Genomic DNA, 22,949 nt, shown 5'->3' on the forward strand with positions numbered 1-22,949 from the left:
CCCATGCCCACCGCACACGATCCTCCCCAGCACGGCTACGCCGCGCCGCACACCGCCACCGTGCTACGGCTGCTGCGCGTCGCCCTGCACGCCGCTTTCGCCGTGCTCCTGGCGATCGCGGCGCTGCGGCTGTTCCTCGTTCCGGGCACCGCTCCCGGCGTCGCGTGGGCGGCGCTGGCGGGGGCGGTGGTACTGGCCGGCGTCTACGCCGCCGGACCGCTGACCCAGCCGAGGTGGCCCACCCGCCGGATGGCGCTGGTGTGGTTGGCGGCGGTCACCGCCGTGTGGGCGGTGTTGCTGCTGCTCAGTCCGGACTTCTCCTGGGTGGCGTTCCCGCTGTTCTTCCTGCACCTGCACCTGTTGGACCGCGGGCACGCGATCCTCGCGGTCACGGTGGTCACTGGCGCTGTGGTCGCCGCCCAAGCGGCGCACGCGCAGAGTTTCACCGTCGCCATGCTGCTCGGACCGGCCCTGGGCGCGGTCTTCGCGGTGGTGATCGCGCTGGGGTACGCGGCCCTGTACACCGAGAGCGAGCAGCGCCGCCGCCTCATCGAGGACCTGCGCCGCACCCGCAACGAGCTCGCGGAGTCGCAGCACACCGCCGGGATGCTGGCCGAGCGGGAGCGCCTCTCCCGCGAGATCCACGACACGCTCGCCCAGGGTCTGTCCAGCATCGTGCTGCTGCTGCGTTCCGCCGACGGGTTGGTGGAACACGACCCGCGAACCGCCCGCGCCCGTGTCGGGGAGGCGTGGCAGGCCGCCTCGGACAACCTCGCCGAGGCGCGCCGGTTCGTGCGCGACCTCGCCCCGCCGGCACTGACCGGGGACACCCTGGTGGAGGCGCTGGGACGGTTGTGCGAACGCACCGGCCACGAGTCCGGGATCGACTGCCGGTTCCGGGTGGACGGCGACCCTGTGCCGCTGCCGACCGGCTACGACGTCGCCCTGCTGCGGGCGGCCCAGGCCAGCCTGGCGAACGTCACCACGCACTCCGGAGCCGGCACCGCGGTGGTCACACTGGCGTTCCTGGACACCGAGGTGACGTTGGACGTCTACGACGACGGCGCGGGGTTCGACCCGGCCACGGTGGGGTCCGGCGCCGACGGCACCGGTTTCGGGATTCCCGTGTTGCGCAAGCGCGTGGCCGAGCTGAACGGGCGGGTCGACGTGGAGTCCGCTCCCGGCTCGGGCACCGTCGTCGCGGTCAGTGTGCCGCTCGTGGGAGAGGAGGAGGCGTGACCGGCGCTCCGCTGCGGATCCTGCTGGTGGACGACCATCCGGTGGTGCGCCGGGGACTGCGCGCGATGTTCGACGAGCGAGGCGACATGGCGGTGGTCGCCGAGGCCGGGGACGGACAGGAGGCGCTGGACACGCTGGCCACCACCGGGGTGGACGTCGTACTGATGGACCTGCGGATGTCGGCGGGGATGGACGGCGTGACCGCGACCCGGCGCATCACCCGGTCGGCCTCCTCCCCTCCGGTGCTGGTGCTGACCACCTACGACACCGACGCCGACATCCTCGCGGCGGTGGAGGCCGGAGCGACCGGTTACATGCTCAAGGACGCACCCAACGAGGAGCTCTGCCAGGCGGTCGCGGCGGCCGCCCGCGGCGAGACCACTCTCGCCCCACACGTGGCCGCGCGGCTCATGGGCCGCGTACGGTCCCCCACCCCCGCGCTGAGTTCCCGGGAAACCGATATCCTGAGGGCGCTCGCCCGCGGTCTCTCCAACCGGGAGATCTCGGCGGAGCTGTTCGTCAGCGAAGCGACCGTGAAAACCCATCTGGTGCACATATACGCCAAGCTCGGAGTGGACAACCGCACCGCCGCCATCGCCGTCGCAATGGAGCGCGGCATCATCAGCCCCCACTGACCCACACGGCACGGCCCCTCCCCTGGGGTCCGCAGCGAGTTCGACGTTGAGCCAATGCGCCCAACCAGCCACCGCCGTCGCAACGGAGCGCGGCACCACCAGCCACCTGGCAGCCCCGAACGCGGGTTCTGCCGCGGGCCCGCCTGTGCCGTGGGTCCGGTTTCCACCGCCCCGGACGTTCGCCTTCGGGGCCAGAAAGGAGACCATCCGAGATGACGTCTGCGCGCACCGAACCCGACAGCGCGGCCACGGAGGGCCAGCAGCGGCTTCCGGAACTGCTCACCCCCGTCTACACCGAGGTGCTGCGCCGCAACCCCGGCGAGGCGGAGTTCCACCAGGCGGTACTGGAGGTGCTGGAGAGTCTGGCGCCGGTACTGACAGCGCGTCCGGACCTGCAGGACCCGGAGCTCGTCGAGCGCCTCTGCGAACCGGAACGCCAGATCATCTTCCGGGTCCCCTGGGAGGACGACTCGGGCGTGTTCCGCACCAACCGCGGTTTCCGGGTGGAGTTCAACAGCGCCCTGGGCCCGTACAAGGGCGGACTGCGGTTCCACCCCTCGGTGAACCTGGGCATCGTCAAGTTCCTCGGGTTCGAACAGATCTTCAAGAACGCGCTGACCGGAATGAACATCGGCGGCGGCAAGGGCGGCAGCGACTTCGACCCGCGTGGGCGCTCCAACGCCGAGGTGATGCGGTTCTGCCAGTCGTTCATGACCGAGCTGCACCGCCACATCGGTGAGCACACCGACGTCCCTGCGGGCGACGTCGGCGTCGGGGGACGCGAGATCGGCTACCTGTTCGGCCAGTACCGGCGGCTCGCCAACCGGTGGGAGGCCGGCACCATCACCGGCAAGGGCCAGGGATGGGGCGGCTCGGCCGCGCGCACCGAAGCCACCGGCTACGGCTGTGTGCTGTTCACCGCCGAGATGCTCAATGCCCGCGGGGAGGACCTCCAGGGCCGTCAGGTGACGGTGTCCGGTTCGGGCAACGTCGCCATCTACGCGATCGAGAAGGCCCAGGAGCTGGGTGCCAACGTCCTCACCTGCTCCGACTCCGAGGGCTATGTCGTGGACGAGAAGGGCATCGACCTCGACGTCCTGAGGCAGATCAAGGAGGTGGAGCGCGGGCGCGTGCGGGACTACGCCGAGCGCCGTGGACCGTCGGCCACGTTCGTGCCCGGCGGCCGGGTGTGGGACGTGCCGTGCGACGTGGCCCTGCCGTCGGCCACCCAGAACGAGCTGGACGCCGACGCCGCCCGCACACTGGCCGGCAACGGCGTGCGCGCGGTGGCGGAGGGCGCCAACATGCCCACCACCCCGGAGGCGGTGCGTGTGCTGCAGCAGGCCGGGGTCGCGTTCGGCCCGGGCAAGGCCGCCAACGCCGGTGGTGTGGCGGTCAGTTCCCTGGAGATGCGGCAGAACGCCGGCCGGGACACCTGGACGTTCGCGCACGCCCAGGACCAGCTGGCCGGGATCATGCGTGACATCCACGGTTCCTGCCGGGAGACGGCCGAGCGCTACGGCGCTCCGGAGGACTACGTGACCGGCGCCAACATCGCCGGGTTCGAGCGGGTCATGGCGGCGATGGTCGCCCAGGGAGTGATCTGACGCTTCCGCCAGAGGACGGCCTCCTGGACCGCGACCAGGGGGCCGTCTCGCCTTGGGGGCGCGAGTGACTGCTTCCCATCCCGTGACCAGGGGGCGCCACGGGTGGAGTTTACAGGTTCTCGGCACGGACCTCGTCGAGGAACGCCTTCCACTCGGAGGCGGAGAACGACAGATGGCCAGCCTGGCGGTTCTGGGTGTCGCGCACCTGGACCATGCGCTCGTTACCACGGCATTCGACACAGTTGGCCCCATTGGCGCTGTAACTGCTCTTGTGCCAGCTAGTGATCATGAGAGCTTCCCTAGTACTTCCAATGAGTGCGTAACCGGTAATGACGCCGCCAGGGCAGATGTGAACCATGACGTGATTCGGTCATGAGTGTCGGATTCGTGTACCACGTTACCGTCAGCGTGGTCGCTGACGACTGCGCGTTCCCCGGAACGCAGCGTGAACACCATGAGTGGGGATGTCGGCACCATCAGCGCGGTTCCCTCAGGAACGAGATGGACGGAAACACGTTCGGTATCCGCCCATTTTAGGAGGTATTCCACCTGCGCTCGGCGGATGGACTCTGATACTCCGGATACAGCGGAGACAGGAAACACCGCGGTTACCTGCAGCTCCCCCAGCTCTGCGAGACGTCCGCACCGGAGCTCTACCAACCGGTCGATCTCGTCGGGAGAAGCGAGCGGAAGCCCCGCACGGAAGACGGCTCGCGCGTATTCCTCGCATTGAAGATAGCCAGGGACCAGGGATGGTGTGGCGATAGAGAGCTGCAGCGCACCACGTTCGATGGCGTCGAGGTCCCGCGCCCACGCGGGGAGCCCAGTGCCGGTCGTTGAACGCCGCCATGCCGCAACCAATTCCCCGTTAGCGCCCAAGGCAGCGTCCATACGTTCCGCATTATCCCGTTTTGGTAGCGAACCACCATTTTCCCACCGATTGACACTGGAATGCGCGGTTCCGCTTCGGGACGCCAATTGGAGCTGTGTAAACCCCGCTAACTCACGGAACCTCATTAGGGATTCGGCAAACAAGCTAGGAATCATGCACCGTACAGTATCGACAATATCCCATACTCGTACGGCAAATCCCATGATCTTGTGGAACGCTTTGGGATCACTGTTTTTGACTCCACTCTGGACGGTGTCGCCATCCAGGCGCCGACATCAAAAAGCCCCTGCGGGAGTACCAGCTCCCCAGGGGCGCGGCCACCGACTGGTTAGGAGTCGATGACGGTGCCCCAGTTTATTCGCACCCTCGCGTCCCTGTGGACGCTGCTCACGGTGCTGGCTGTCGCCTTGTTCCCGCCCACGCGCTACCGGGATCGCTACCAGCGGCTGGAACCGCGCGTCGCGGTGCCACTTGCCCCTCGCCGCCAGGCGGCGGCACGCCGCTTCACCGTGCCGTCACCACGGGCCGGGATCTCCCACCGAGACGTAGACAGTGGCATGGTTCCCCCGGCCGCGCTGCCGGAACCCGAGCTGCTCGATCCCGAGGAGCACAGCCCCGTCCGGCCCTACGTGACCCAGCACGAACGCCACCGCCAAGTTCAAGAAAGGGAAGAAGCAGCGCGGTACTGCCCGGCCTGCGGCGCTCCCACCACACCCGAGCCCGTCACACCGATCTACGGCGACGGTCTCGACGGTGTCCGCGCGGAACTCTCCCCGCTGGTGCGCCAGTGGCTGGCCCAGCGCGACCAGGAGAGCACGATGGGGGTGATCCGGTGAGTATCCCCAACAGCTGGCCCTCTCCCCTGCTGCGTCCGGGTGATGTGGCCGAGGCCTTCGGCGTGACCACCTCCACCGTCAACACCTGGGTACGCCACGGCCACCTGACACCAGTGCTGGTCACCCCGGGCGGGCACCGCCGCTTCCTGCCCGACCACGTCCAGGACCTGATAGCCGCCACCCACCACCAGGACAAGGCAGGTGGTGACACGTGAACCTCACCCCCACGAACGCCAAGAATTGCGCGACTTACTGGAGCAGCTCACCCAGGCCATGGAGGGCGGCGCTCTGTGGCCCAACCAGATCCACGACACCCTGCGGGAACTCCACACTTGCGTGGACACCTGGCTCGGTGACGAGACCGAGGACCACGCCCCCTAACCCCGCCCACAGGCCCCGCATCCGGCAACCCCCGGGGTGCGGGGCCACCGCTGTCACCGAGACCGAGAAAACCACGCGTGCGCCGCCCGCGACACGTCGTACACCCACGTCCACGTGGGAGCTTTCCCGCGTACCTATCTCCGAGGTGACAAAGGACTAACCCTCGGATTCCTCCCTCCGCCCATACCTGCTTCTGGCCAGGGGCGCTTTCGGCGCAGGTCGCCCGGTTCCCACCGGTCATGACGGTGGCTATACCACCCGTATCCGCAACGTTATCCCACCGTTTTGTCTCCATTGACCCTGGCATGGGCGCCTTTTATGGTCTAGACCACGTTGGCAGGCGGAGACCAGGGAGGGACGATGTTCGCCACGTCCGTACTCGCAACGGAGTCCGAATCGGGTCTGCCGCACGCGTTCCGTCACGACGGCCGCCAGCACGCGGCACCGCTCCTGTCAGCGCCCTTCCGGGGGCCGTCCGCGGCCCTTCTTCCGTGCATCCCCCACACCGCGCACCCCCTGGCCCCGGGCTCAGCGCGCATCGGCGAGCGAGCCGGAACCACCCCCACCGGGGTGCGCGGTTCCAACGAAAAGGAACTGGCATGACTGTGAAACGGAAACTCGTCGCCATCGCCGCCGGCGTCGGCGCCGCCCCCTTCGTGTTCGCACTGCTCCCCGCCTCCACCGCCTACGCGCACGGCTACATCTCCTCCCCGCCGAGCCGGCAGGCGCAGTGCGCCCAGGGCACCGTGGAGTGCGGCTCCATCCAGTGGGAGCCGCAGAGTGTGGAGGGCCCCAAGGGGCTCAAGAGCTGTAGCGGTGGGAACTCGCGCTTCTCCGAGCTGGACGACGACAGCAAGAACTGGCAGTCCACCTCGGTGGGCAACACGGTGGACTTCACCTGGAGTCTCACCGCCATGCACGCCACCAGGGACTGGCAGTACTTCATCGGTGACGACAAGATCGCCGAGTTCGACGGCCACGGGAACCAGCCGCCCTCCACGGTGACCCACTCGGTGGACCTGAACGGTTACAGCGGCGAGGAGAAACTCCTGGCCGTGTGGAACATCGACGACACCGCCAACGCCTTCTACGCCTGCGTCGACCTGAACATCAACGGCTGACCCCCGCTCTCCCCCGTTTCCTCCGGCCGCGGGCTGGCACTCCCCCCGGGTGCCAGCCCGCACCTCTGTCCGCCCGGCGGCGGGCGGACGCGTGTCCTCCGGCATCCCACCTTGACCTCAACCAAAGTTGAGGATCTAGGTTCTGGTGGCAGCGCTTCCCCACCGCGGGACAGCGGGATTACCGCTTCCAGTCGGGGAGCCGACCGCCGCCCACGAACCCGAAAAGCCGGTGACGCGCGATGAGCATGGAAACGACCGCCTGGAGCGCGATGTACAACGCGATGTTCGCGCAACAGGACCGCCGCCCCTTCTCCCGGGAAACCTTACGGCGCATCTGGACCTTCGCCCGCCCCCACCGGCGCCAGCTCGGCTGGTTCCTGGTGCTGAGCGTCCTCCTCGCCGGGCTCACCGTCGCCACCCCGATCCTGTCCGGACGCGTCGTCGACGCGATCGTGAACGGCGCCTCCGCGCGGCTTGTTCTGGGACTCGCGGCGCTGATCGCCCTGATCGCCGTGGCCGAGGCGGGCTTCGGTCTGGCGAACCGGTGGCTGTCCGCCCGCATCGGCGAGGGCCTCATCCTGGACCTGCGCACCGCGGTCTACGACCACGTGCAGCGCATGCCGGTCGCGTTCTTCACCCGCACCCGCACCGGCGCCCTCGTCAGCCGGCTGAACAACGACGTCATCGGCGCCCAGCGGGCCTTCAGCGACGTCCTCTCCAGCGTGGTCAAGAACGCCGTGACCCTGGTCCTCACCCTCACGGTGATGCTCAGCATCTCCTGGCAGGTCACCGTGCTCACCCTGGTGATGCTGCCGCTGTTCCTGCTTCCCGCCCGCAGGATGGGCACCCGGCTGGCGCGGCTGGAACGCGAGGGCGCCAACCACGACGCGGTGATGAGCACCCAGATGACCGAGCGGTTCTCCTCCTCCGGTGCCACCCTGGTGAAACTGTTCGGCCGCCCCAGCGAGGAGTCGGCGGAGTTCGCCACCCGCGCCCGCCGGGTACGGGACATCGGGGTACGCACCGCCATGGTGCAGGAGGTGTTCGTCATCTCGCTGACGCTGGTCTCCGCGCTCGCCCTGGCGCTGGTGTACGGCGTCGGCGGGTTCTACGCCCTGGCCGGACGGCTCGACGCGGGATCGGTCGTGTCCCTGGCGCTGCTGCTCACCCGGCTGTACGCGCCGCTGACCGAGCTGGCCAGCGCCCGGGTGGGCGTGATGAGCGCCCTGGTGAGCTTCGGCCGGGTGTTCGAGGTCCTGGACCTGGCCCCGCTCGTCGCGGAGAAGCCCGACGCCCGACGGGTTCCGGAGGGGCCGGTGTCGGTGGAGTTCGACCGGGTCAGCTTCAGCTACCCCTCGGCCAGCGAGGTGTCCCTCGCCTCACTGGAGGAGGTCGCCACCCTCGACACCCGCGGCGGTGAGGAGGTGCTGCACGACGTGTCGTTCACCGCCCAGCCGGGGCAGACGGTGGCGCTCGTCGGCTCCTCGGGCGCCGGCAAGTCCACACTGGCGCAGCTGGTTCCGCGGCTGTACGACGCCGACACGGGAGCGGTGCGGCTGGCCGGGGTGGACGTGCGCGACCTGTCGGCCGCGTCCCTGCGGCAGGTTCTGGGCATGGTGACCCAGGACGGCCATCTGTTCCACGACACGGTGCGCGCCAACCTCCTGCTCGCCCGTCCCGAGGCCACCGACGAGGAGCTGTGGGACGCGATGCGCCGCGCCCGGATCGACGAGCTGGTCGCCGACCTTCCCGACGGCTTGGACACCATCGTCGGGGAACGCGGCTACCGCTTCTCCGGCGGGGAGCGCCAGCGGCTGACGATCGCGCGGCTGCTGCTGGCGAGCCCGAGGCTGGTGGTGCTGGACGAGGCCACCGCCCACCTCGACTCCGCGTCCGAGGCCGCGGTGCAGGAGGCCCTGGCCGAGGCGCTCGCCGGACGTACCGCCCTGGTCATCGCCCATCGGCTGTCCACGATCCAGTCCGCCGACCTCATCCTGGTGATGGAGCAGGGCGAGATCGTCGAGCGGGGCACGCACACCGAGCTGCTCGCCGCCGGCGGGCGCTACCAGGAGCTGTACCGCACCCAGTTCGCCGCCCCGGACACGGCGGAGCCGGAACCCGTGAGGTGACGGTGCCGCGAGGCAGGTGCCGAACCAGGAACCAGCTCCGGGCTCGTGGGCTGTCCGCAGGTGCCACGGTAGGTTTCCCGGCCAGCGCGGCGTGCGGCGGTCCCGTCGCGGCCGGGCAGCCGGGCCCGTCGTTCCGACCGTGGCGCCGGCTCTGATTTCGTTGGGACCAGCGCCCGCCGAACACGGGCGGCAGCCACCCGTCGGAGAAGAAAGAGACACGATGACAGCCACACCATCGTCCCCGGCCGGGATCAGCGTCCCGGACACCGCCCTGGCGGCCGAGGCCACCGAGCTGGTCCGCGACACCACCAGCGAGCTGGTGTACCACCACTCCCGGCGCGTCTACTGGTTCGGGAGCCTGCAGGCGCGCAACCGGGACCTGAGTTTCGACCCGGAGCTGCTCTACGTCGGGGCGATGTTCCACGACCTCGGGTTGAACGAGCGGTTCCACGACAGCGGGCGTCGGTTCGAGGTCGACAGCGCGGACGAGGCGCGGCGGTTCCTGCACAGCCACGGGGTCGCCGAGGACCGCGTCCGCAGGGTGTGGACGGCGATCGCCCTGCACACCACGCCCGGTATCCCCGAGCACATGGAACCCGAGGTGGCGCTGGTGACCGCCGGTGTGGAGTACGACGTGCTCGGCATCGGCTACCACGACATCAGCGCCGAGGAGCGCGACGCGGTGACCGCGCTGCACCCCCGGCCGGACTTCAAGAACCGCATCCTGCAGGCGTTCACCGAGGGCATCGCCCCCAAGCCCGAGACCACGTTCGGCAACGTGAAAGCCGACGTGCTGGAGCACTTCGTCCCCGGTTTCCAACGCGGGGACTTCGTGCGCACCATCCAGGACTCCCCCTGGCCGGAGTAACCGGCCGCGCAACCGTGCGGGGTGGAACCGGTTCCACCCCGCCGGGGCAGCTCGGCCTCCCGCGGTGACGGCACGCGCCGCCGTGCGGAACCAGTCACGGCCGCACACGCACAACGGAGCAACCATTGCGTGTAACACGAACTGTATTACCGTAAGACTCACTATCCGCACTGACGCCGTTGTGGAGCGGGCACTGGACTCACTGTCACACGAAGGGTATTCGCGCTCGGAGGCAGCCCGGATGGCGATCCTGGAGGCGGAGCGGGCACACCGCCGGGCACGGCTTCGGGCCGAGGCCGAGGAACTGCGCAACGCCCCCGAGGACGCCGCCGTCTCCCGGGCGCTGGCCGCAGAGATGGACGAGACCCGTGCGTGGTGACCTCTACCGGCTCAAAGCGCCGAAGGACGCGCGCGGCCATGAGCAGTCCGGGACACGCTACGCTGTGGTGCTCCAGTCCGATGACCTTCCGCTGTCCACATGGATCGTCGCCCCCGCATCGACCGGCCGCCGGGCGGCCTCTTTCCGCCCCGATATCGAGATCGACGAGCGCCCCGGCCCGAATCATGGTCGAACAGACGAGCGTGGTCGACCCCCAAGCCCGGCTGGGAGAATTCGTCGGCCGACTCGACCATGCCGAGATGCGAGCCGTCGACACGGCCCTGCAAACGGTCCTGGGGCTCGACTGAACGACGCCGCCAACCGTTTCTCGTCCGCCCCTCCGGTTCCCACCCGGAGGATGCGGCAACGGGAGGCCGTCGAGCTGTTCCCCGGACTGGACCCGGTGGAGCCGGGTGCGGTGCCCCTACCGGCGCACGCGACCGGAGTCACTTGTAGGTTCCGGCCTTCCAGTCGCTGTCGTTGTAGAACACGAGGTGGCAGTTCTCCGCGACGCAGTTCCACTGCTGGTAGGTGGTCTGGTGCTGGTAGGCGGTCGGCGAGTAGCTGTGGACGAGTTCGTGGCCGGCGCTGCACATGTAGGACTTTTTCGCCGCTACCACGCCATCCCGGTAAAGCGTGCGGTCGATGTGATTGTTGTTGTTATCGGAGTTCTCCTCGGCCAGCATCCACGCGGTGACATTCTTGGGAGAACTGTAGTGCTCCTCTCCCAGGTTCCTGATGACACCGGGACTGCTGCATCCTCCCTCTCCCGTGGGCACCTGCCACCCGAGATAGGGACCGATGCTGTCCGCGTTCGCGGCAGGTGCCCCGAACGAGACCACAGCGGCCACCATTCCCCCGGACAGCGCCATCGCGAGCGCGTACTTTCTCGCTGTCCTTCGCATGGGAATACCGCAGAGAAAATCCCATCAAGGAATAACAGAAACACATCCCTTTTCCGATTGTTGTCCGGAGATCCGCTGGTTGATTCTCCGCGCGAGACCGTCCTCGTGTCGGTTCCGCGTACGGGAAAGGGCGCCGTGGGGCGTGGGATGCCCCGGTCTCACCCGGCCGGGGAGCCCGGTTCCTGTTCTTCTCCCTCCCCACCGGTGGTGAAGCCGACGAACATAGTGCGGCGCAGCGCCGTGACGTGCCGGTGGGTTATCCGCACGGCATCGTCGGGCGCGCCGCCCCGCAACGCACCCACCAGGTCCCGGTGGTCCCGGTTGGACTGGTGCAGCACGTCCATGCGGTAGGGCAGGAAGTACTCGTGCAGCTGCCCCAGCACCTCGGACAGCTCCCGCTGCGCGTGCGCGACACCGCTGGTGTCGGCCACCAGGTGGTGGAACCGGGTGTCCAGCTCCCGGAACCGCGTCCACGTGGTGGTGGCGTCCATGTCGTCCACCAGCTCCTGCAGTTCCCCCAGACGCTGGGGGGTGGCGTGCAGCGCCGCGAGGTGGGCGGCGCCGCACTCGAGCAGCAGGCGCTGGTCGATGAGCCGGTGCACGGTGGCGGTGTCGGCGGTGTAGGCCGCGACCTCACGCACCACCCCGGTGGGCGGGTCCGCGGCCACGAAGGTGCCGCCGCCGCGGCCGCGCCTGCCCTGCAGCACCCCGTCACCCGCGAGTGACTCGAACGCCCGCCGGACGGTCACCTCACCCACCTCCAGGGCACTGGCGACCGCGGAAATGCTGGGCAGCCGCTCACCGGGCGCGAGAAGACCGAGGTCGACCGCCAGGGCGATGCGCGCCCGCACGCTGTCCTTGGCGCTCAACCGGCGAATACCCGCCAGCGGCACGGCGTTCAGCGGGTTGGCCGCGGGTGTTCCCGGCTCTGAGGATCCGCTCATGCACGGGACGCTACCGCTCGGATGTGCCCTCGCGCGCGGTCCCCGTGGTGCCCCGGTGCCGCACCCCGACGAGCGTGCCGAGAGCGAAGGCCGCCACGGGAACCGCCGCCACGACGGTCGCCAGGACCGCGGTCCCGTCCACGACCACGTCGAAGTTGGACAGGATCAGCCACAGGCACCCCAGCAGACTGGCGATACCCAGGGACGGCGCCAGGCGGGTCTGCCACAGCCGGCGGTCGGCGCGGTGGTGGACGGTGAAGAAGACGAGCACCGCCAGGCAGGTCAGCAGCATGAGGGAGACGATGCCGAGGGTGGCCACCCCGGCCATCGCGGAGAAGATCTCGGTGAGCGGCTCCAGCCCCGCGAGCGCGAACACGAACAGCAGCGCGGCGGCGGTGCAACTCTGCGCCACCGAGGACACGTGGGGCGACTGGTGGCGCGGGTGCACCCGCGCGAGGGCGCGGTGCAGCACGCCGCGCCCGGCCAGCGTGAACTGGTACCGCGCGACGACGTTGTGGAAGGACAGCACGCAGGCGAACAGGCTGGTGATCAGCAGGACCTGCATGACGTCCCGGCCCGCGGCCCCGAGGTAGGTTCCCGCCGTGTCGAGCATGAGGTTGTCGGGGTCCGCCTGCGCCGCCCGGGAGACGCGCTCGGCGCCCCACCCCTCGATCATGGCCCAGCTCGACAGGGTGTAGAAGAGCCCGATGATGACGGCCGCCAGGTAGGTGGCGCGGGGGATGGTGCGCTCCGGGGAACGCGCCTCGCTGCGGTAGACCGCCGCCGCCTCGAAACCGATGAAGCCGGTGAGGGAGAACAGGACGGCGATACCGACCGCACCGGTGAACATCGCGTCGGGGGTGAACGAGGCACCGCTGATGCCGCTGGCGCCGCCGGTCCCCAGGATCACGCCGTCCATCAGCAGCACGATGGCGATCTCCGCCACCAGGGCGACCCCCAGCACCTTGGCGCTGAGGTCGATGTGGTGGTACCCGAGCACGGCCACCCCGACCAGGACCAGCCCGGTGTAGACCCACCACGGGAGGTCCGGCCCGCCGTAGTGGTGGACGAGGTTGCTGAGGGAACCGCCGAAGTAGCCCCACACCCCCACCTGGATGGCGGTGTAGGTGACCAGGGCAAGGAACGCCGCGCCCATGCCCGCGACCGCGCCGAGGCCGCGCTCGACGTAGGCGAAGAACGCGCCGGCGCGTTCGACGTGGGGTGTCATCGCGACGAACCCGACGGAGAAGAGCAGCATGACGGCCGAGGCGACGACGAACCCGACGGGGGCGCCGGCGCCGTTGCCGTTGAGGATGGCCAGGGGCACGTTGCCGCCGATGACCGTGAGCGGTGCCGCGGCGGCTATGACCATGAAGACGATGCTGGTGACGCCGAGCCTGCCGGTCAGGTGGCCGGAGCGCGCGTCGGGGTGCTGTGTCTCGGCGGTGTCGGTGTGGTCAGACATGGAGGTCACCGGTCCGTACGGGTCAGGGAGTCGTAGAGGTCGGGTCGGCGGTCGTGCAGGTAGGGGTTGTCCCGCTGGCCGCGCGCCACGGTGTCGGTGTCGACGTCGGCGAGGAGCAGCGCCGGTTCCTCGCGGGAGGACGCCAGGAGTTCCCCGGTGGGGGCGGCCACACTGCTGCGACCGACGTAGTGGGTGTCGCCCTCCGCGCCGACGCGGTTGGCGTAGGCGAGGTAGAGCTGGTTCTCCCACGCCCGCGCGGGGATGACGGTCTCGGCGACGAACGTGAACGGCCGCATCTGGGCGGTGGGCACCGCGACGAGGTGCGCCCCGGCGAGCGCGGCGGCGCGCGCGGCCTCGGGGAACTCCACGTCGTAGCAGATCAGTGGTGCGATCCGTACACCGTGCAGCTCGACCAGGACCAGAGCCTGCTCCCCCGCGCGGAAGTAGCGCTGGTCCAGCTCGCCGAACAGGTGGGTCTTGGTGTAGCGGGCCGCGACCGCGCCGTCGGCGCGGACGAACACCGCGCGGTTGGCGAGGCCGGGCCCGGACCGTTCGGGAAGTCCCGCCAGCAGGGCCAAGTCGTGGCGGCGGGCGAGTTCTCCCGCCCGCGCCGCGAGCGGCTCGCCGGCCAGGCGGAGGACCGCGTCCCCGATGTCGTAGCCGGTGAGGAACAGTTCCGGGGTGATGAGGAGGTCGGCTCCCTGCCCAGCGGCACGGGCGGCGGCCCGGTCCAGCTCGGTGAGGTTGGCCTCCACGTCGGCGGGGTGCCCGGCAGACTGCAGGCAGGCGATGCGGATGTGAGCCATGGCACGAAATTAATCATTATGATCAATTTATGCAGCATATTGTGTCTCATGTCACACTGATTCTGGCTGCCGGGAAAACGCGCAGGTCCCGCCGCGGTCCGCGCGGCCCACAGCGCGCACGGCGGCATGGCGGGACCGGCAGCCACCGTGTACCCTCCGGAGGCGATGGGTTCTCTGCAGATCTACGAGTGAGGCACCAGCGGACCTGAGTCCGCGCGCGTGCGCCTGCGCCTCCGGAGGGCGGAACCGCCCCCGTCGAGGCCGCCACGTCTGTCCTCTCCCGCTCTTTCCCCGTCCCCCGCACGGGACGAACCCGAAGGGATCACTGTGTCTCGCCGTCTGCACATCGCCATGGTCGGTATCCCGGCCACCAGCCACACCCTGCCCAGCCTGGAGATCATCCGCGAGCTGGTCGCCCGCGGCCACCGCGTCACCTACGCCAACGACCGCACGATCGCCGACACGGTGACCGCCACCGGTGCCGAACTCGTCGCCTACACCTCGACCCTGCCGACGGAGGACAATGCCTGGCCCGAGGACCCCATCGGCGCCATGGACGTCTTCCTCGACGACGCGATGGCGGTGCTGCCCCAGCTGCGCGACGCCTACGGCGACGACCGGCCCGACCTGTTCCTGTACGACATCGCCGGCTACCCCGCGCGCGTCCTCGCCGACAACTGGGGAGTACCCGCCGTCCAGCTCTCCCCCACCTACGTCGCCTGGGGCGGCTACGAGGAGGAGGTCGGCTCGGTGCTGAGACAGCTCCCCGGCGCGGACGAGCACTACGCGAAGTTCTCCGCGTGGCTGGCCGACAACGGCGCCGCCACCACCGACCCGATCGCCTTCACCGGCCGTCCACCGCGGGCGCTGGCGCTCATCCCGCGCGCCATGCAGCCCAAAGCCGACACTGTCGACCCCGACGTGGTCTCGTTCGTCGGGCCGTGTTTCGGGGACCGCGGTGACCAGGGGGACTGGACCCGCCCCGCCGGCGCCCGGAACGTACTGCTGGTCTCGCTGGGGTCGGCCTTCACCCGCCAACCCGAGTTCTACCGCCAGTGCGTGGCCGCCTTCGGCGGGCTGCCCGGCTGGCACGTGGTGCTGCAGATCGGCGCCTACGTCGAGACGGCCGAACTCGGCGAGATCCCCGACAACGTGGAGGTGCACCACTGGGTGCCGCAGCTCGCCATCCTCGGCCAGGCCGACGCCTTCGTCACACACGCCGGAATGGGCGGCAGCAGCGAGGGGCTCCACTCCGGCGTGCCGATGATCGCGGTGCCCCAGGCGAGTGACCAGTTCGACAACGCCGACAGGCTGGTGGAACTGGGGGTGGCCCGCCGCGTCGACACGGAACGGGCCACCGCCGAGACCCTGCGCACTGCCCTGGTTGAGCTGACCTCCGACCCGCACGTGGCCGACAGGCTCGCCGAGTTCCGCCGCGAGGTGCGCGCGGAGGGCGGCACCCAGCGGGCGGCCGACCTGATCGAGGGCATGGCGGACTGAGCCGCCGCGGCCGCCCCGGCCGGGTGACCGGTCGGGGCGGGCCGGCCGCGCTCACCCGCCGGAGGCAGAACCCCCGTCTCCGGCGGTCTCCTCCCGGTCCTGTTCCGTCTCCCCGCCACGCACCCGGGTTCCGACGTCGAGCTCGGCGCGTTCGGCCGCCAGGCGACGCAGCGCCTCCTCGCGCGAGACCCGCTGGCGCGGGGTCGCCAGGCTGACCGCCACACCCGCCACCACGGCGGCCGCAAGCGACGGGAGCACCGGGTTGCCCCACAGCGCCGACCAGGACTCGCTCGTCTCGACGGCCAGAGCGGCGGCGGAGCCTCCCGCGATGGCGGCGAGCCCGCCCTGCCACGTGGCGCGGCGCCAGAATTTGCCCAGAACCGCGGCGACCAGCAGCCCGGTCAGCACGGTCGAGATCATCAGGGAGATGTAGTCGATGATGGTGGTCGCCGCCAGCGCGCACACCAGTGCCGCCGCGAGCACTCCCACCAGGGCGACGCGGGAGTAGCCCACCATGCGCTCCGCCCGGGGCAGCCTGCCGGTGACCAGCTGGGCGACGTCGCGCAGCAGGATGGTGACGGCGGTGATGGCGTCGGAGTCCCCCGAGGACATGGTGGCCGAGAGCCCGGCGATGAGCAGGAACGCGCCCAGCCACACCGGGAACACCGTGGTCGCCAGGTACGGGAACGCCATGTCCGGGTTGTCCAGGCCGGGTTGCATCGCGCGGGCGGCGAGGCCCGCGATGGCGGGCATGACGGCGAACGCGGCGAACAGCACCCCCACCAGGGCGAAGCCGCGCCGCACGGTGCGCACGCTGGCCGCCGAGTAGATCCGCTGGCGGTAGGACGGGGTGGCCAGCACCCCGACGGCGATGACCAGGGCCTGGGACACGGCGGGGATCGGGCCGAGCGCCTCCACCCCCAGCATCGAGGTGGCCTCCCCGGGGACGCTGCTGTTGATACCGGAGAACCCGCCGGCCGCTACCAGGGCGAGCGTCGCCAGGATCGTGAACCCGACGAACAGGATCGTGCCCTGCACCGCGTCGGTGACGACGACGGCGAGGTAGCCGCCGATGACGGTGTAGAGGCCGAAGCCCAGCGCGACGGCCACCTTGGCGGTGGTGGGGTCCATGCCGGTGAGGTAGGACAGGTACAGCGCCCCGCCGAGGATGTGCGCGCCGAGCCAGCCGACCTCGGCGACGAGCATGGTGACGGCGACGACGCCCTTCACGGCGCGGCTGGCGCCGTAGTAGTAGCTCATCTCCTCGGAGAACGTCATGAAGCCGTGCCTGCGCACGTCGGCGAACAGCCACAGCAGCGCGAGGACACCGGCGGCTCCGCCGATGCCGTAGAGGGCTCCGGCCCATCCGTTCTCGTAGGCGAACCCGACCGCTCCGAGGCTGGAGCCGGTTCCGACGAGGGTTGCCAGGGTGGTGCCCAACAGGAGGGGGGTGCCGAGCCGCCGCCCGGCGAGGAGGAAGTCCTCACCGCTGGTGGTGCGGCGCGCGACCCACACGCCGACGCCGAGCATCACCACGAGTGAGGCGAGGAAAGCGAGCAGGTAGCCCGCGTGGGAACCGGCGAACATGCGCTGCCTCCAACGCTGTCGCCCGGTGCCGCCGTAACTCGCCGGCGGCACCGGTTGGGGGGTAGTGGGAGGAGGGTGAGGGGTGTCAGGCGGGGCGGTACAGGACCGCGTCGACCTCGATGGCGAACCCGGGAAGGTCGGCCTGCAGCGTGGTGCGGGCGGGCGGTTGCGTACCGAAGTACTCGCCGAACAGCTCGTTCATCGCCACGAAGTCGTCCAGGTCGCGCAGGTACACCCCGACCCGGACCGCGTCGGCCAGGGTGGCGCCGGCCGCCTCGGCGACGGCGGCGAGGTTCCCGAACGCGGCCCGCGCCTGGTCGACGAAGGGCCCCTCCACCCGGGTCCCGTCCGGGCGGGCGGGGATCGCCCCGGAGCAGTAGACGTACTCACCGGCGATGACGGCCTGCGAGTAGGGGCCGCCGGGAGGGGCGGCCCCGGAGGTGGTGACGACACGTTTGGCCATCGGGCAACTCCTTGTCCTGGATCGGTTGGTGTTCTCGGTTCCGGCGGGTCAGAACAGGGTGCGGACTGCGTCCACAACCCGCTCCCTGTGGTCGAGCACCGGAAGCAGGGGCCACTTGTCGAAGGTGGTGCAGGGATGGGACAGGCCCAGTTCGACCGTGTCTCCCACCTCCGGCAGGTCCGCCTGCGCGCTGACGAAGGCGTGGTGGTCGTTGAGCTCGGTGACGCGCGCCCGCCCGTCGAGGGGCAGGCGGGAGCCGTCGCGCCGGAACGCGCGCGGCACGGGCAGGTCGATGTCGTAGGGCACGTCGCGTTTGCCGACCGCGAGCAGCGCCAGCCCGGGTTCCGGACAGGACAGCACCCGGGCGAAGCACGACAGGGCGGGGCGCAGCGGGTCGCTGGCCGCCTCGGAGCGCAGCGGCGAGCTGCGCTCGAAGGACAGGTCGTCGTGAGTGATGTAGCAGCCGGAGCGGACGACGGGGCGCACCGGGCGCGACAGCGCGGGAAGTCCGGTGAGGGCGGCCGCCGCGAGGTCCGGGTACCCGCTGCCGCCCGCGGTCACCAGCACCTCGTCGGTGCCGGAGAACGCTCCCCGCTCGTCGGCCCGGATGACGACGGCGGTGAGGTCGGCGAGCCAGTCGCGGGCGGTGGCGGGGGCCTCGGCGTCGCGGCGCTGCGGCAGCACCCCCTCGTAGCCCTCGATCCCGGCCAGGTGCAGCCGGTTGCTGGCGGCGACGCGCAGCGCGAGGGCGACCGCCTCGTCCACCCCGCGCACGCCGGTGCGCCGCCCGGGCACGCCCAGTTCCACCAGCACCGGCAGGGGGCGCTTCGCTCCCTCCAGGTGGCGCTCCATCAGTTCCACGCCGGCGTGCGAGTCGACGAGGCAGTACGGCTCGAACCCGGGCTCGGCGAGGGTGCCGGCGAGCCAGGAGATCTGGACGGGATCGAGGACCTCGTTGGCGATCAGCACGCGCCCGACGCCGTACCGGCGCATCACGCGGGCCTGGGCGGCGTTGGCGGCGGTGATCCCCCAGGCGCCCTCGGCGAGCTGGGCGGACCACAGGTGCGGCGACATGGTGGTCTTCCCGTGCGGTGCCAGGCTGACCCCGTACTCGGCGCCCCAGTCGTGGAACCGGCCGAGGTTGTGGGTGAGCGCGTCCTCGTGCAGCACCACGGCGGGCAGCCACAGGTCGTCCAGGTGCCAGGCCGAGTCGCGGACGCCGGCGGCGCTGGTGGGGCTGGTGGGCAGCGCGCGCGTCTCCACGGGCGCGCTGTCGAGGGCCGCCAGCCCTTCGGCGGGCAGCCCGGACCCGGCGATCCGGGACGGGGTCGGGGCGGTGTCGGTCACTGGTGTCCTCCCGGTCGGGGAAAGGGTTCGTCGAAGTCCTCGGGGTTGTCCAGGCGCGGAACGGCGTCGCGGAGCCGCTCGTGGCGCCGGGTCTCGGCACCGCGTTGCGCGGGGCTGAGCGGCACCCAGGGGGGCGGCGGTTCCCCCGCGCTGGGCGGGAGCGGCCGGCCGGCGACGTAGGTCGCGGTGGCTTCCAGCCGCAGCGGCGCCTCGCGCGTGTCGCCGTGCACGTCCACGACGGGGAACCGGCCCTCCTCCATGGTGAACACGGCGATGTCGGCGGCGGCGCCGGGGGCCAGCGTCCCCGCGTCCAGGCCGAGCACCCGGGCGGGGCGCGCGGTCGCGCCCTCGACCACCCGGTACAGGTCCTGGCCCGCGGCGAGCATCTTCGTCATCACGGTGGGCAGGTCGAACGCGGGGCCGTGTGCCGAGCGGACGTGCAGGTCGGAGGAGACGACGGGGGAGATCCCGGCGGCGAGTTCGGTCTCCAGCACGTCGAAGGCGAACGCACCGGACCCGTGGCCGAGGTCGAACACCACGCCGGCCTCGCGAGCGGCGCTGGCGGCCTCGCTCAGCCGCCCGCCGGACACCAGGTCGGTGGGGCAGCCGGAGGCGCAGTGGGTGAGGATGTCGCCCTCCTCCAGGTAACCGACGATGTCGGCGATGGTGGGCGGGCCGTAGCCGACGTGCACCATGAGCGGACGGCGCAGGCGCCGTGCGAGGGCGGCGGCGCGGCGGAGCGGCTCGATGCCGTTCGGGCCGACCGTGCGGGAGTCGATGCGGGCCTTCACCCCGCGGACCAGGTCGCCGTGGTCGGCGGCGACCGTCGCGGCGGTGTCGGTGTCGAGGTGGTCGAGAACGTGGTGCTCCCCGGTCTCGGCGACGAGCCCCAGGCCGGAGACGTTGATGAGGGCGTGTACGCGCACCCGCGCCTGTTCGGCGACGAAACGGCGCAGCCCGGCCATGCTGTACGCGCCGGCGGACCCGGCGTCGACCCAGGTGGTGACGCCGGTGCGCCAGGCCACCGGGTCCGGGTCCATGCCCCAGTAGGTGGCGCCGTGCCACACGTGGGTGTGCATGTCCACCAGGCCGGGAGTGACCAGGCGGCCGGTGACGTCAACGGTCTCGGCGGCGGCGTCGGCGGGCAGCCCCGGGGCCACCTCGGCGACCCGGCCCGCTCGCACGGCGACGTCGGCGGTTCCGTCCCGCCCGGAGGCGGGGTCGATGACCCGGCCGCCGCGCAGCAGCAGGTCCCACACCGCTGACCACTCCCCTCCACATCTGATGCTGCGCTATACGCAGCATCGTTGCGCATGTTTCAGCATATTGAGTAGCATCCTGCGGAACAGACGGTCAAGATCGAGACGCGGCGCCGCTGCCGGGAGGTCGCAGGTGAGGACACAGCACGGGCAGGCGGTGGACGCGGTGTGCGTCGGCGAGACCATGGCGCTCCTGGTGCCCGACCCGCCCGAGCCACCGGACACCGCCGCGACGTTCCGCCGCGACATCGGGGGCGCGGAGTCCAACGTGGCCGTGCACCTGGCGCGGGCCGGGAACCGGGTGGCCTGGCACAGCGCCCTCGGTGACGACGCGTTCGGGCGCCACATCCGCGCGCGGCTCACCGCCGAGGGGGTCGAGGTCACCGGCCGCACCGACGCCGAGAGGCCCACCGGCCTGTACCTCAAGGAGCTCGACCCCGGCGGGACCCGGGTGCGGTACTACCGCCAGGGCTCGGCCGCCTCCGCCCTGGACAGGCCGGACGCCGACCGGGTGTGGCAACAGCGGCCGCGCCTCGTCCACACCACCGGCATCACCACGGTCCTGTCCGACTCCAGCCGGAGACTGGTGGAGGAACTGCTGCCGGCCCGCCCCGACCGGGGCGAACCGGGCGGGGTTCCCGGGGCGGACGCCCCGCTGCGCAGCTTCGACGTCAACTACCGCCCGGCCCTGCACGGCCCCGCGGAGGCGGAGCTGCTGCGCGAGCTGGCCCAACGCGCCGACGTGGTCTTCTGCGGCCTGGACGAGGCGCAGATGCTGTGGGACGCGCGCACCGTCACCGAGGTACGCGACACGCTGCCCGACACGGAGCTGCTCGTGGTGAAGCGGGGCTCCGACGGCGCCACCGCCCACCGGGCGGGGCAGTGGTGGCACCGGGACGCGCCCGACGTGACGGTGGTGGAACCCACCGGCGCCGGGGACGCGTTCGCCGCCGGGGTGCTGCACCGGCTGCTGGCCGGGGACGAGGTGGGGGCGTGCCTGGCGGAGGGCAACCGGTTGGCCGGCACCGTGCTCGAACTGCGCGGGGACGTGCCGCCGCCCGCCGGGGAGGACGCTTCCCGTTCCCGTCGGCAACGGGAGTGTGGCAGTGTCAACGCCCGGCAGCACCCACGCGACCAGTAGCGGGAGGCCCCGTGTCCAGCAGTGTCGAACGCGCCCTGCACATCCTGGTGGAGCTGGCGTCCGGCCCCGCCACCATCAGCGAGCTGGGCCGGCGGCTCGACGTGCACCGCACCACCTCGCTGCGCCTGCTGCGCACCCTCGAGGACGAGCGGTTCGTGCGCCGTATGGACGACGGCCGGTACCGGATCGGGCCGCGGATGACCACGCTCGCCCAGGCGGCCCTGGAAGGGCTGGACCTGCGCGCCGCCGCGTCCGGTCACCTCCGGGAACTGGGCGACAGGTGCGGACACACGGTCCACCTCAGCGCGCTCGACGGCTCCCGGGTGGTCTACGTGGACAAGGTGGAGTCGCGCCACGCCATCCGGATGTACTCCCGCATCGGCGCCTCCGCTCCCCTGCACGCCACCGCCGTCGGGAAGGCGCTCCTGGCCCGCCTCCCCACCGACGAACGCGACCGGCTGCTGGGTGAGGAGCCCTTCCCGTCCTACACCGCCAACACCCGCACCACCCGCGCCGCCCTCGACGAGGACCTCGCCCGCGCCGCCGAGCGCGGGTGGGCGCTGGACGACTTCGAACACGAGGAGTTCATCCAGTGCGTCGCCGCCCCGGTGTTCGACGCGGCCGGGCGGGCCACCGCCGCCGTGTCCGTGTCGGTACCCCGCATGGTGGTGGACCGGGAGGGGCTGCTCGCCCTCGCCCCGGACGTTTCCGCGACCGCCCGCGCCGTCAGTGAGGAGTTGGGATGGAACCAGACGTGAACGGCACCCGGCCCGCCGCGCACCAGCCGCAGCGGGTGCCGCTGTCCGGGTGGGAGGCGTTCTTCGGCACCGAGTTCGCCCGCGTCCCGGTGGTGGTGATCCTGCGCGGCGCCTCGCCCGACGGGGCCGTGGCCGCCGCCCGCCGCGCCTGGGAGGCCGGGGTCCGGCTCGTCGAGGTCACCCTGGAGAGCGACAGCGGCCTCCCCGCCCTGGATGCGGTGGTACGCGCCGCACCCGACGGCCTGCCGGTGGGCGCGGGAACCGTGGACACCCCGGAACAGCTCGCGCGCGCCGCCGACGCGGGGGCGCGCTTCGGTGTGGCGCCCGGGTTGAACCCGGAGACGGTACGGGCCGCCGAGCGGCACGGCCTGCCGTTCCTGCCCGGGGTGGCCACCCCCAGCGAGGCCGGTGACGCCCTGCGCATGGGGGTCACCACGGTGAAGGCGTTCCCCGCCTCCTCCCTCGGCCCGGAGTGGGTGCGCGCACTGGCGGGCCCCTACCCCCGGTTGGGTGTGGTCGCCACCGGCGGCGTGACCGCCGAGACGGCACCCGCCTTCCTGCGTGCCGGAGCCGTCGGCGTGGGGATGGGCCGCTCCATCACCGAACAGGGCGGGCTCGACGCCCTCGTGCGGGAGGTCGCGCCGGGGTGACGCGGGACGGGCGGCCTTCCGCTCTCCCCGCACCGCC

Annotated in this window: 24 protein-coding genes and 1 pseudogene; 15 read left to right on the plus strand and 10 right to left on the minus strand. The window is 71.2% G+C overall.

Features of this window, described 5'->3' with window-relative positions:
- The first annotated feature begins 3 nt into the window (after positions 1–3).
- The 3 genes from FHX37_RS16765 (at position 4) to gdhA (ending at position 3,481) form a co-directional block, all read left to right on the plus strand.
- A complete protein-coding gene (locus tag FHX37_RS16765) occupies positions 4–1,239 on the plus strand; it encodes a sensor histidine kinase (protein ID WP_141924779.1) in 1,236 nt (411 codons plus the stop codon).
- The gene (locus FHX37_RS16770) at positions 1,236–1,874 is read left to right on the plus strand and encodes a response regulator (RefSeq protein WP_141924780.1); all 639 of its coding nucleotides are present in this window, start codon (positions 1,236–1,238) and stop codon (positions 1,872–1,874) included. Before FHX37_RS16765 ends, FHX37_RS16770 begins: the two co-directional genes overlap by 4 nt.
- A gap of 212 nt (positions 1,875–2,086) precedes the next feature.
- Positions 2,087–3,481, plus strand: coding sequence for an NADP-specific glutamate dehydrogenase (gdhA, locus tag FHX37_RS16775; protein WP_141924781.1), 1,395 nt, complete (start codon positions 2,087–2,089; stop codon positions 3,479–3,481).
- 109 nt (positions 3,482–3,590) lie between these two features.
- Here the strand turns inward: gdhA and FHX37_RS16780 are convergent, their stop codons facing one another.
- Together FHX37_RS16780 and FHX37_RS16785 are read right to left on the minus strand one after the other, a co-directional pair.
- A complete protein-coding gene (locus FHX37_RS16780) occupies positions 3,591–3,770 on the minus strand; it encodes a DUF397 domain-containing protein (RefSeq protein WP_141924782.1) in 180 nt (59 codons plus the stop codon).
- On the minus strand, positions 3,767–4,576 hold the full coding sequence (locus FHX37_RS16785) for a helix-turn-helix domain-containing protein (protein ID WP_342777623.1): 810 nt from the start codon (positions 4,574–4,576) through the stop codon (positions 3,767–3,769). The genes FHX37_RS16780 and FHX37_RS16785 overlap by 4 nt, the downstream gene beginning before the upstream one ends.
- A gap of 141 nt (positions 4,577–4,717) precedes the next feature.
- Between FHX37_RS16785 and FHX37_RS16790 the strand changes: the two genes are divergently transcribed.
- The 8 genes and pseudogenes from FHX37_RS16790 (at position 4,718) to FHX37_RS23995 (ending at position 10,395) form a co-directional block, all read left to right on the plus strand.
- On the plus strand, positions 4,718–5,209 hold the full coding sequence (locus FHX37_RS16790) for a hypothetical protein (RefSeq protein WP_141924784.1): 492 nt from the start codon (positions 4,718–4,720) through the stop codon (positions 5,207–5,209).
- Positions 5,206–5,424 carry a MerR family transcriptional regulator gene (locus tag FHX37_RS16795; RefSeq protein WP_211351857.1) on the plus strand — a complete coding sequence of 73 codons (219 nt, stop codon included), beginning with the start codon at positions 5,206–5,208 and terminating at the stop codon, positions 5,422–5,424. The genes FHX37_RS16790 and FHX37_RS16795 overlap by 4 nt, the downstream gene beginning before the upstream one ends.
- Complete coding sequence (locus FHX37_RS22960; protein ID WP_170181610.1) at positions 5,414–5,590, plus strand: hypothetical protein; 177 nt, start codon at positions 5,414–5,416, stop codon at positions 5,588–5,590. The genes FHX37_RS16795 and FHX37_RS22960 overlap by 11 nt, the downstream gene beginning before the upstream one ends.
- Before the next feature lie 599 nt (positions 5,591–6,189).
- The gene (locus FHX37_RS16800) at positions 6,190–6,711 is read left to right on the plus strand and encodes a lytic polysaccharide monooxygenase auxiliary activity family 9 protein (protein WP_141924785.1); all 522 of its coding nucleotides are present in this window, start codon (positions 6,190–6,192) and stop codon (positions 6,709–6,711) included.
- A 239-nt stretch (positions 6,712–6,950) separates the two neighbouring features.
- Entirely contained in the window at positions 6,951–8,840 is a 1,890-nt protein-coding gene (locus FHX37_RS16805) for an ABC transporter ATP-binding protein (RefSeq protein WP_141924786.1), read from the plus strand.
- Between the two features lie 220 nt (positions 8,841–9,060).
- The gene (locus FHX37_RS16810) at positions 9,061–9,708 is read left to right on the plus strand and encodes an HD domain-containing protein (protein WP_141924787.1); all 648 of its coding nucleotides are present in this window, start codon (positions 9,061–9,063) and stop codon (positions 9,706–9,708) included.
- A gap of 241 nt (positions 9,709–9,949) precedes the next feature.
- Positions 9,950–10,087, plus strand: coding sequence for a hypothetical protein (locus FHX37_RS23680; RefSeq protein ID WP_246062326.1), 138 nt, complete (start codon positions 9,950–9,952; stop codon positions 10,085–10,087).
- Positions 10,077–10,395, plus strand: a pseudogene (locus tag FHX37_RS23995) (type II toxin-antitoxin system PemK/MazF family toxin). The gene FHX37_RS23680 and the pseudogene FHX37_RS23995 overlap by 11 nt, the downstream one beginning before the upstream one ends.
- Before the next feature lie 138 nt (positions 10,396–10,533).
- Here the strand turns inward: FHX37_RS23995 and FHX37_RS23690 are convergent.
- From FHX37_RS23690 to FHX37_RS16840, 4 genes are all read right to left on the minus strand, one after another.
- Positions 10,534–10,992, minus strand: coding sequence for a hypothetical protein (locus tag FHX37_RS23690; RefSeq protein ID WP_141924788.1), 459 nt, complete (start codon positions 10,990–10,992; stop codon positions 10,534–10,536).
- Between the two features lie 158 nt (positions 10,993–11,150).
- Positions 11,151–11,936, minus strand: a complete 786-nt coding sequence (locus tag FHX37_RS16830) for a FadR/GntR family transcriptional regulator (protein WP_141924789.1) — start codon at positions 11,934–11,936, stop codon at positions 11,151–11,153.
- Positions 11,937–11,946: 10 nt separating this feature from the next.
- Positions 11,947–13,401: an APC family permease gene (locus tag FHX37_RS16835; protein ID WP_141924790.1), complete on the minus strand. Its 1,455-nt coding sequence runs from the start codon at positions 13,399–13,401 to the stop codon at positions 11,947–11,949.
- Positions 13,402–13,406: 5 nt separating this feature from the next.
- Positions 13,407–14,207 (minus strand): carbon-nitrogen hydrolase family protein, encoded by an 801-nt coding sequence (locus tag FHX37_RS16840; protein ID WP_141924791.1) that lies wholly within the window; start codon positions 14,205–14,207, stop codon positions 13,407–13,409.
- A 351-nt stretch (positions 14,208–14,558) separates the two neighbouring features.
- Between FHX37_RS16840 and FHX37_RS16845 the strand changes: the two genes are divergently transcribed.
- Complete coding sequence (locus FHX37_RS16845; protein WP_141925323.1) at positions 14,559–15,707, plus strand: macrolide family glycosyltransferase; 1,149 nt, start codon at positions 14,559–14,561, stop codon at positions 15,705–15,707.
- Positions 15,708–15,758: 51 nt separating this feature from the next.
- On the opposite strand, the gene FHX37_RS16850 is transcribed toward FHX37_RS16845, so the two are convergent.
- The 4 genes from FHX37_RS16850 to FHX37_RS16865 form a co-directional block, all read right to left on the minus strand.
- Positions 15,759–17,294, minus strand: coding sequence for a sodium:solute symporter family protein (locus FHX37_RS16850; RefSeq protein ID WP_141924792.1), 1,536 nt, complete (start codon positions 17,292–17,294; stop codon positions 15,759–15,761).
- A gap of 85 nt (positions 17,295–17,379) precedes the next feature.
- On the minus strand, positions 17,380–17,757 hold the full coding sequence (locus FHX37_RS16855; RefSeq protein ID WP_141924793.1) for a RidA family protein: 378 nt from the start codon (positions 17,755–17,757) through the stop codon (positions 17,380–17,382).
- Positions 17,758–17,805: 48 nt separating this feature from the next.
- The gene (locus tag FHX37_RS16860; RefSeq protein ID WP_141924794.1) at positions 17,806–19,104 is read right to left on the minus strand and encodes an alanine racemase; all 1,299 of its coding nucleotides are present in this window, start codon (positions 19,102–19,104) and stop codon (positions 17,806–17,808) included.
- On the minus strand, positions 19,101–20,363 hold the full coding sequence (locus FHX37_RS16865) for an amidohydrolase/deacetylase family metallohydrolase (RefSeq protein WP_141924795.1): 1,263 nt from the start codon (positions 20,361–20,363) through the stop codon (positions 19,101–19,103). Before FHX37_RS16865 ends, FHX37_RS16860 begins: the two co-directional genes overlap by 4 nt.
- A 133-nt stretch (positions 20,364–20,496) precedes the next feature.
- On the opposite strand from FHX37_RS16865, the gene FHX37_RS16870 reads away from it, so the two are divergent.
- Genes FHX37_RS16870 through FHX37_RS16880 form a run of 3 tightly spaced genes read left to right on the plus strand, consistent with a single transcriptional unit; the run spans position 20,497 to position 22,912 of the window.
- Positions 20,497–21,504: a sugar kinase gene (locus FHX37_RS16870; protein WP_281288307.1), complete on the plus strand. Its 1,008-nt coding sequence runs from the start codon at positions 20,497–20,499 to the stop codon at positions 21,502–21,504.
- An 11-nt stretch (positions 21,505–21,515) separates the two neighbouring features.
- Positions 21,516–22,262: an IclR family transcriptional regulator gene (locus FHX37_RS16875; protein WP_141924797.1), complete on the plus strand. Its 747-nt coding sequence runs from the start codon at positions 21,516–21,518 to the stop codon at positions 22,260–22,262.
- Positions 22,247–22,912, plus strand: coding sequence for a bifunctional 4-hydroxy-2-oxoglutarate aldolase/2-dehydro-3-deoxy-phosphogluconate aldolase (locus tag FHX37_RS16880; protein WP_141924798.1), 666 nt, complete (start codon positions 22,247–22,249; stop codon positions 22,910–22,912). Before FHX37_RS16875 ends, FHX37_RS16880 begins: the two co-directional genes overlap by 16 nt.
- Positions 22,913–22,949 lie beyond the last annotated feature (37 nt).

The sequence above is a fragment of the Haloactinospora alba genome (assembly GCF_006717075.1).
GTDB classification, from domain to species: domain Bacteria; phylum Actinomycetota; class Actinomycetes; order Streptosporangiales; family Streptosporangiaceae; genus Haloactinospora; species Haloactinospora alba.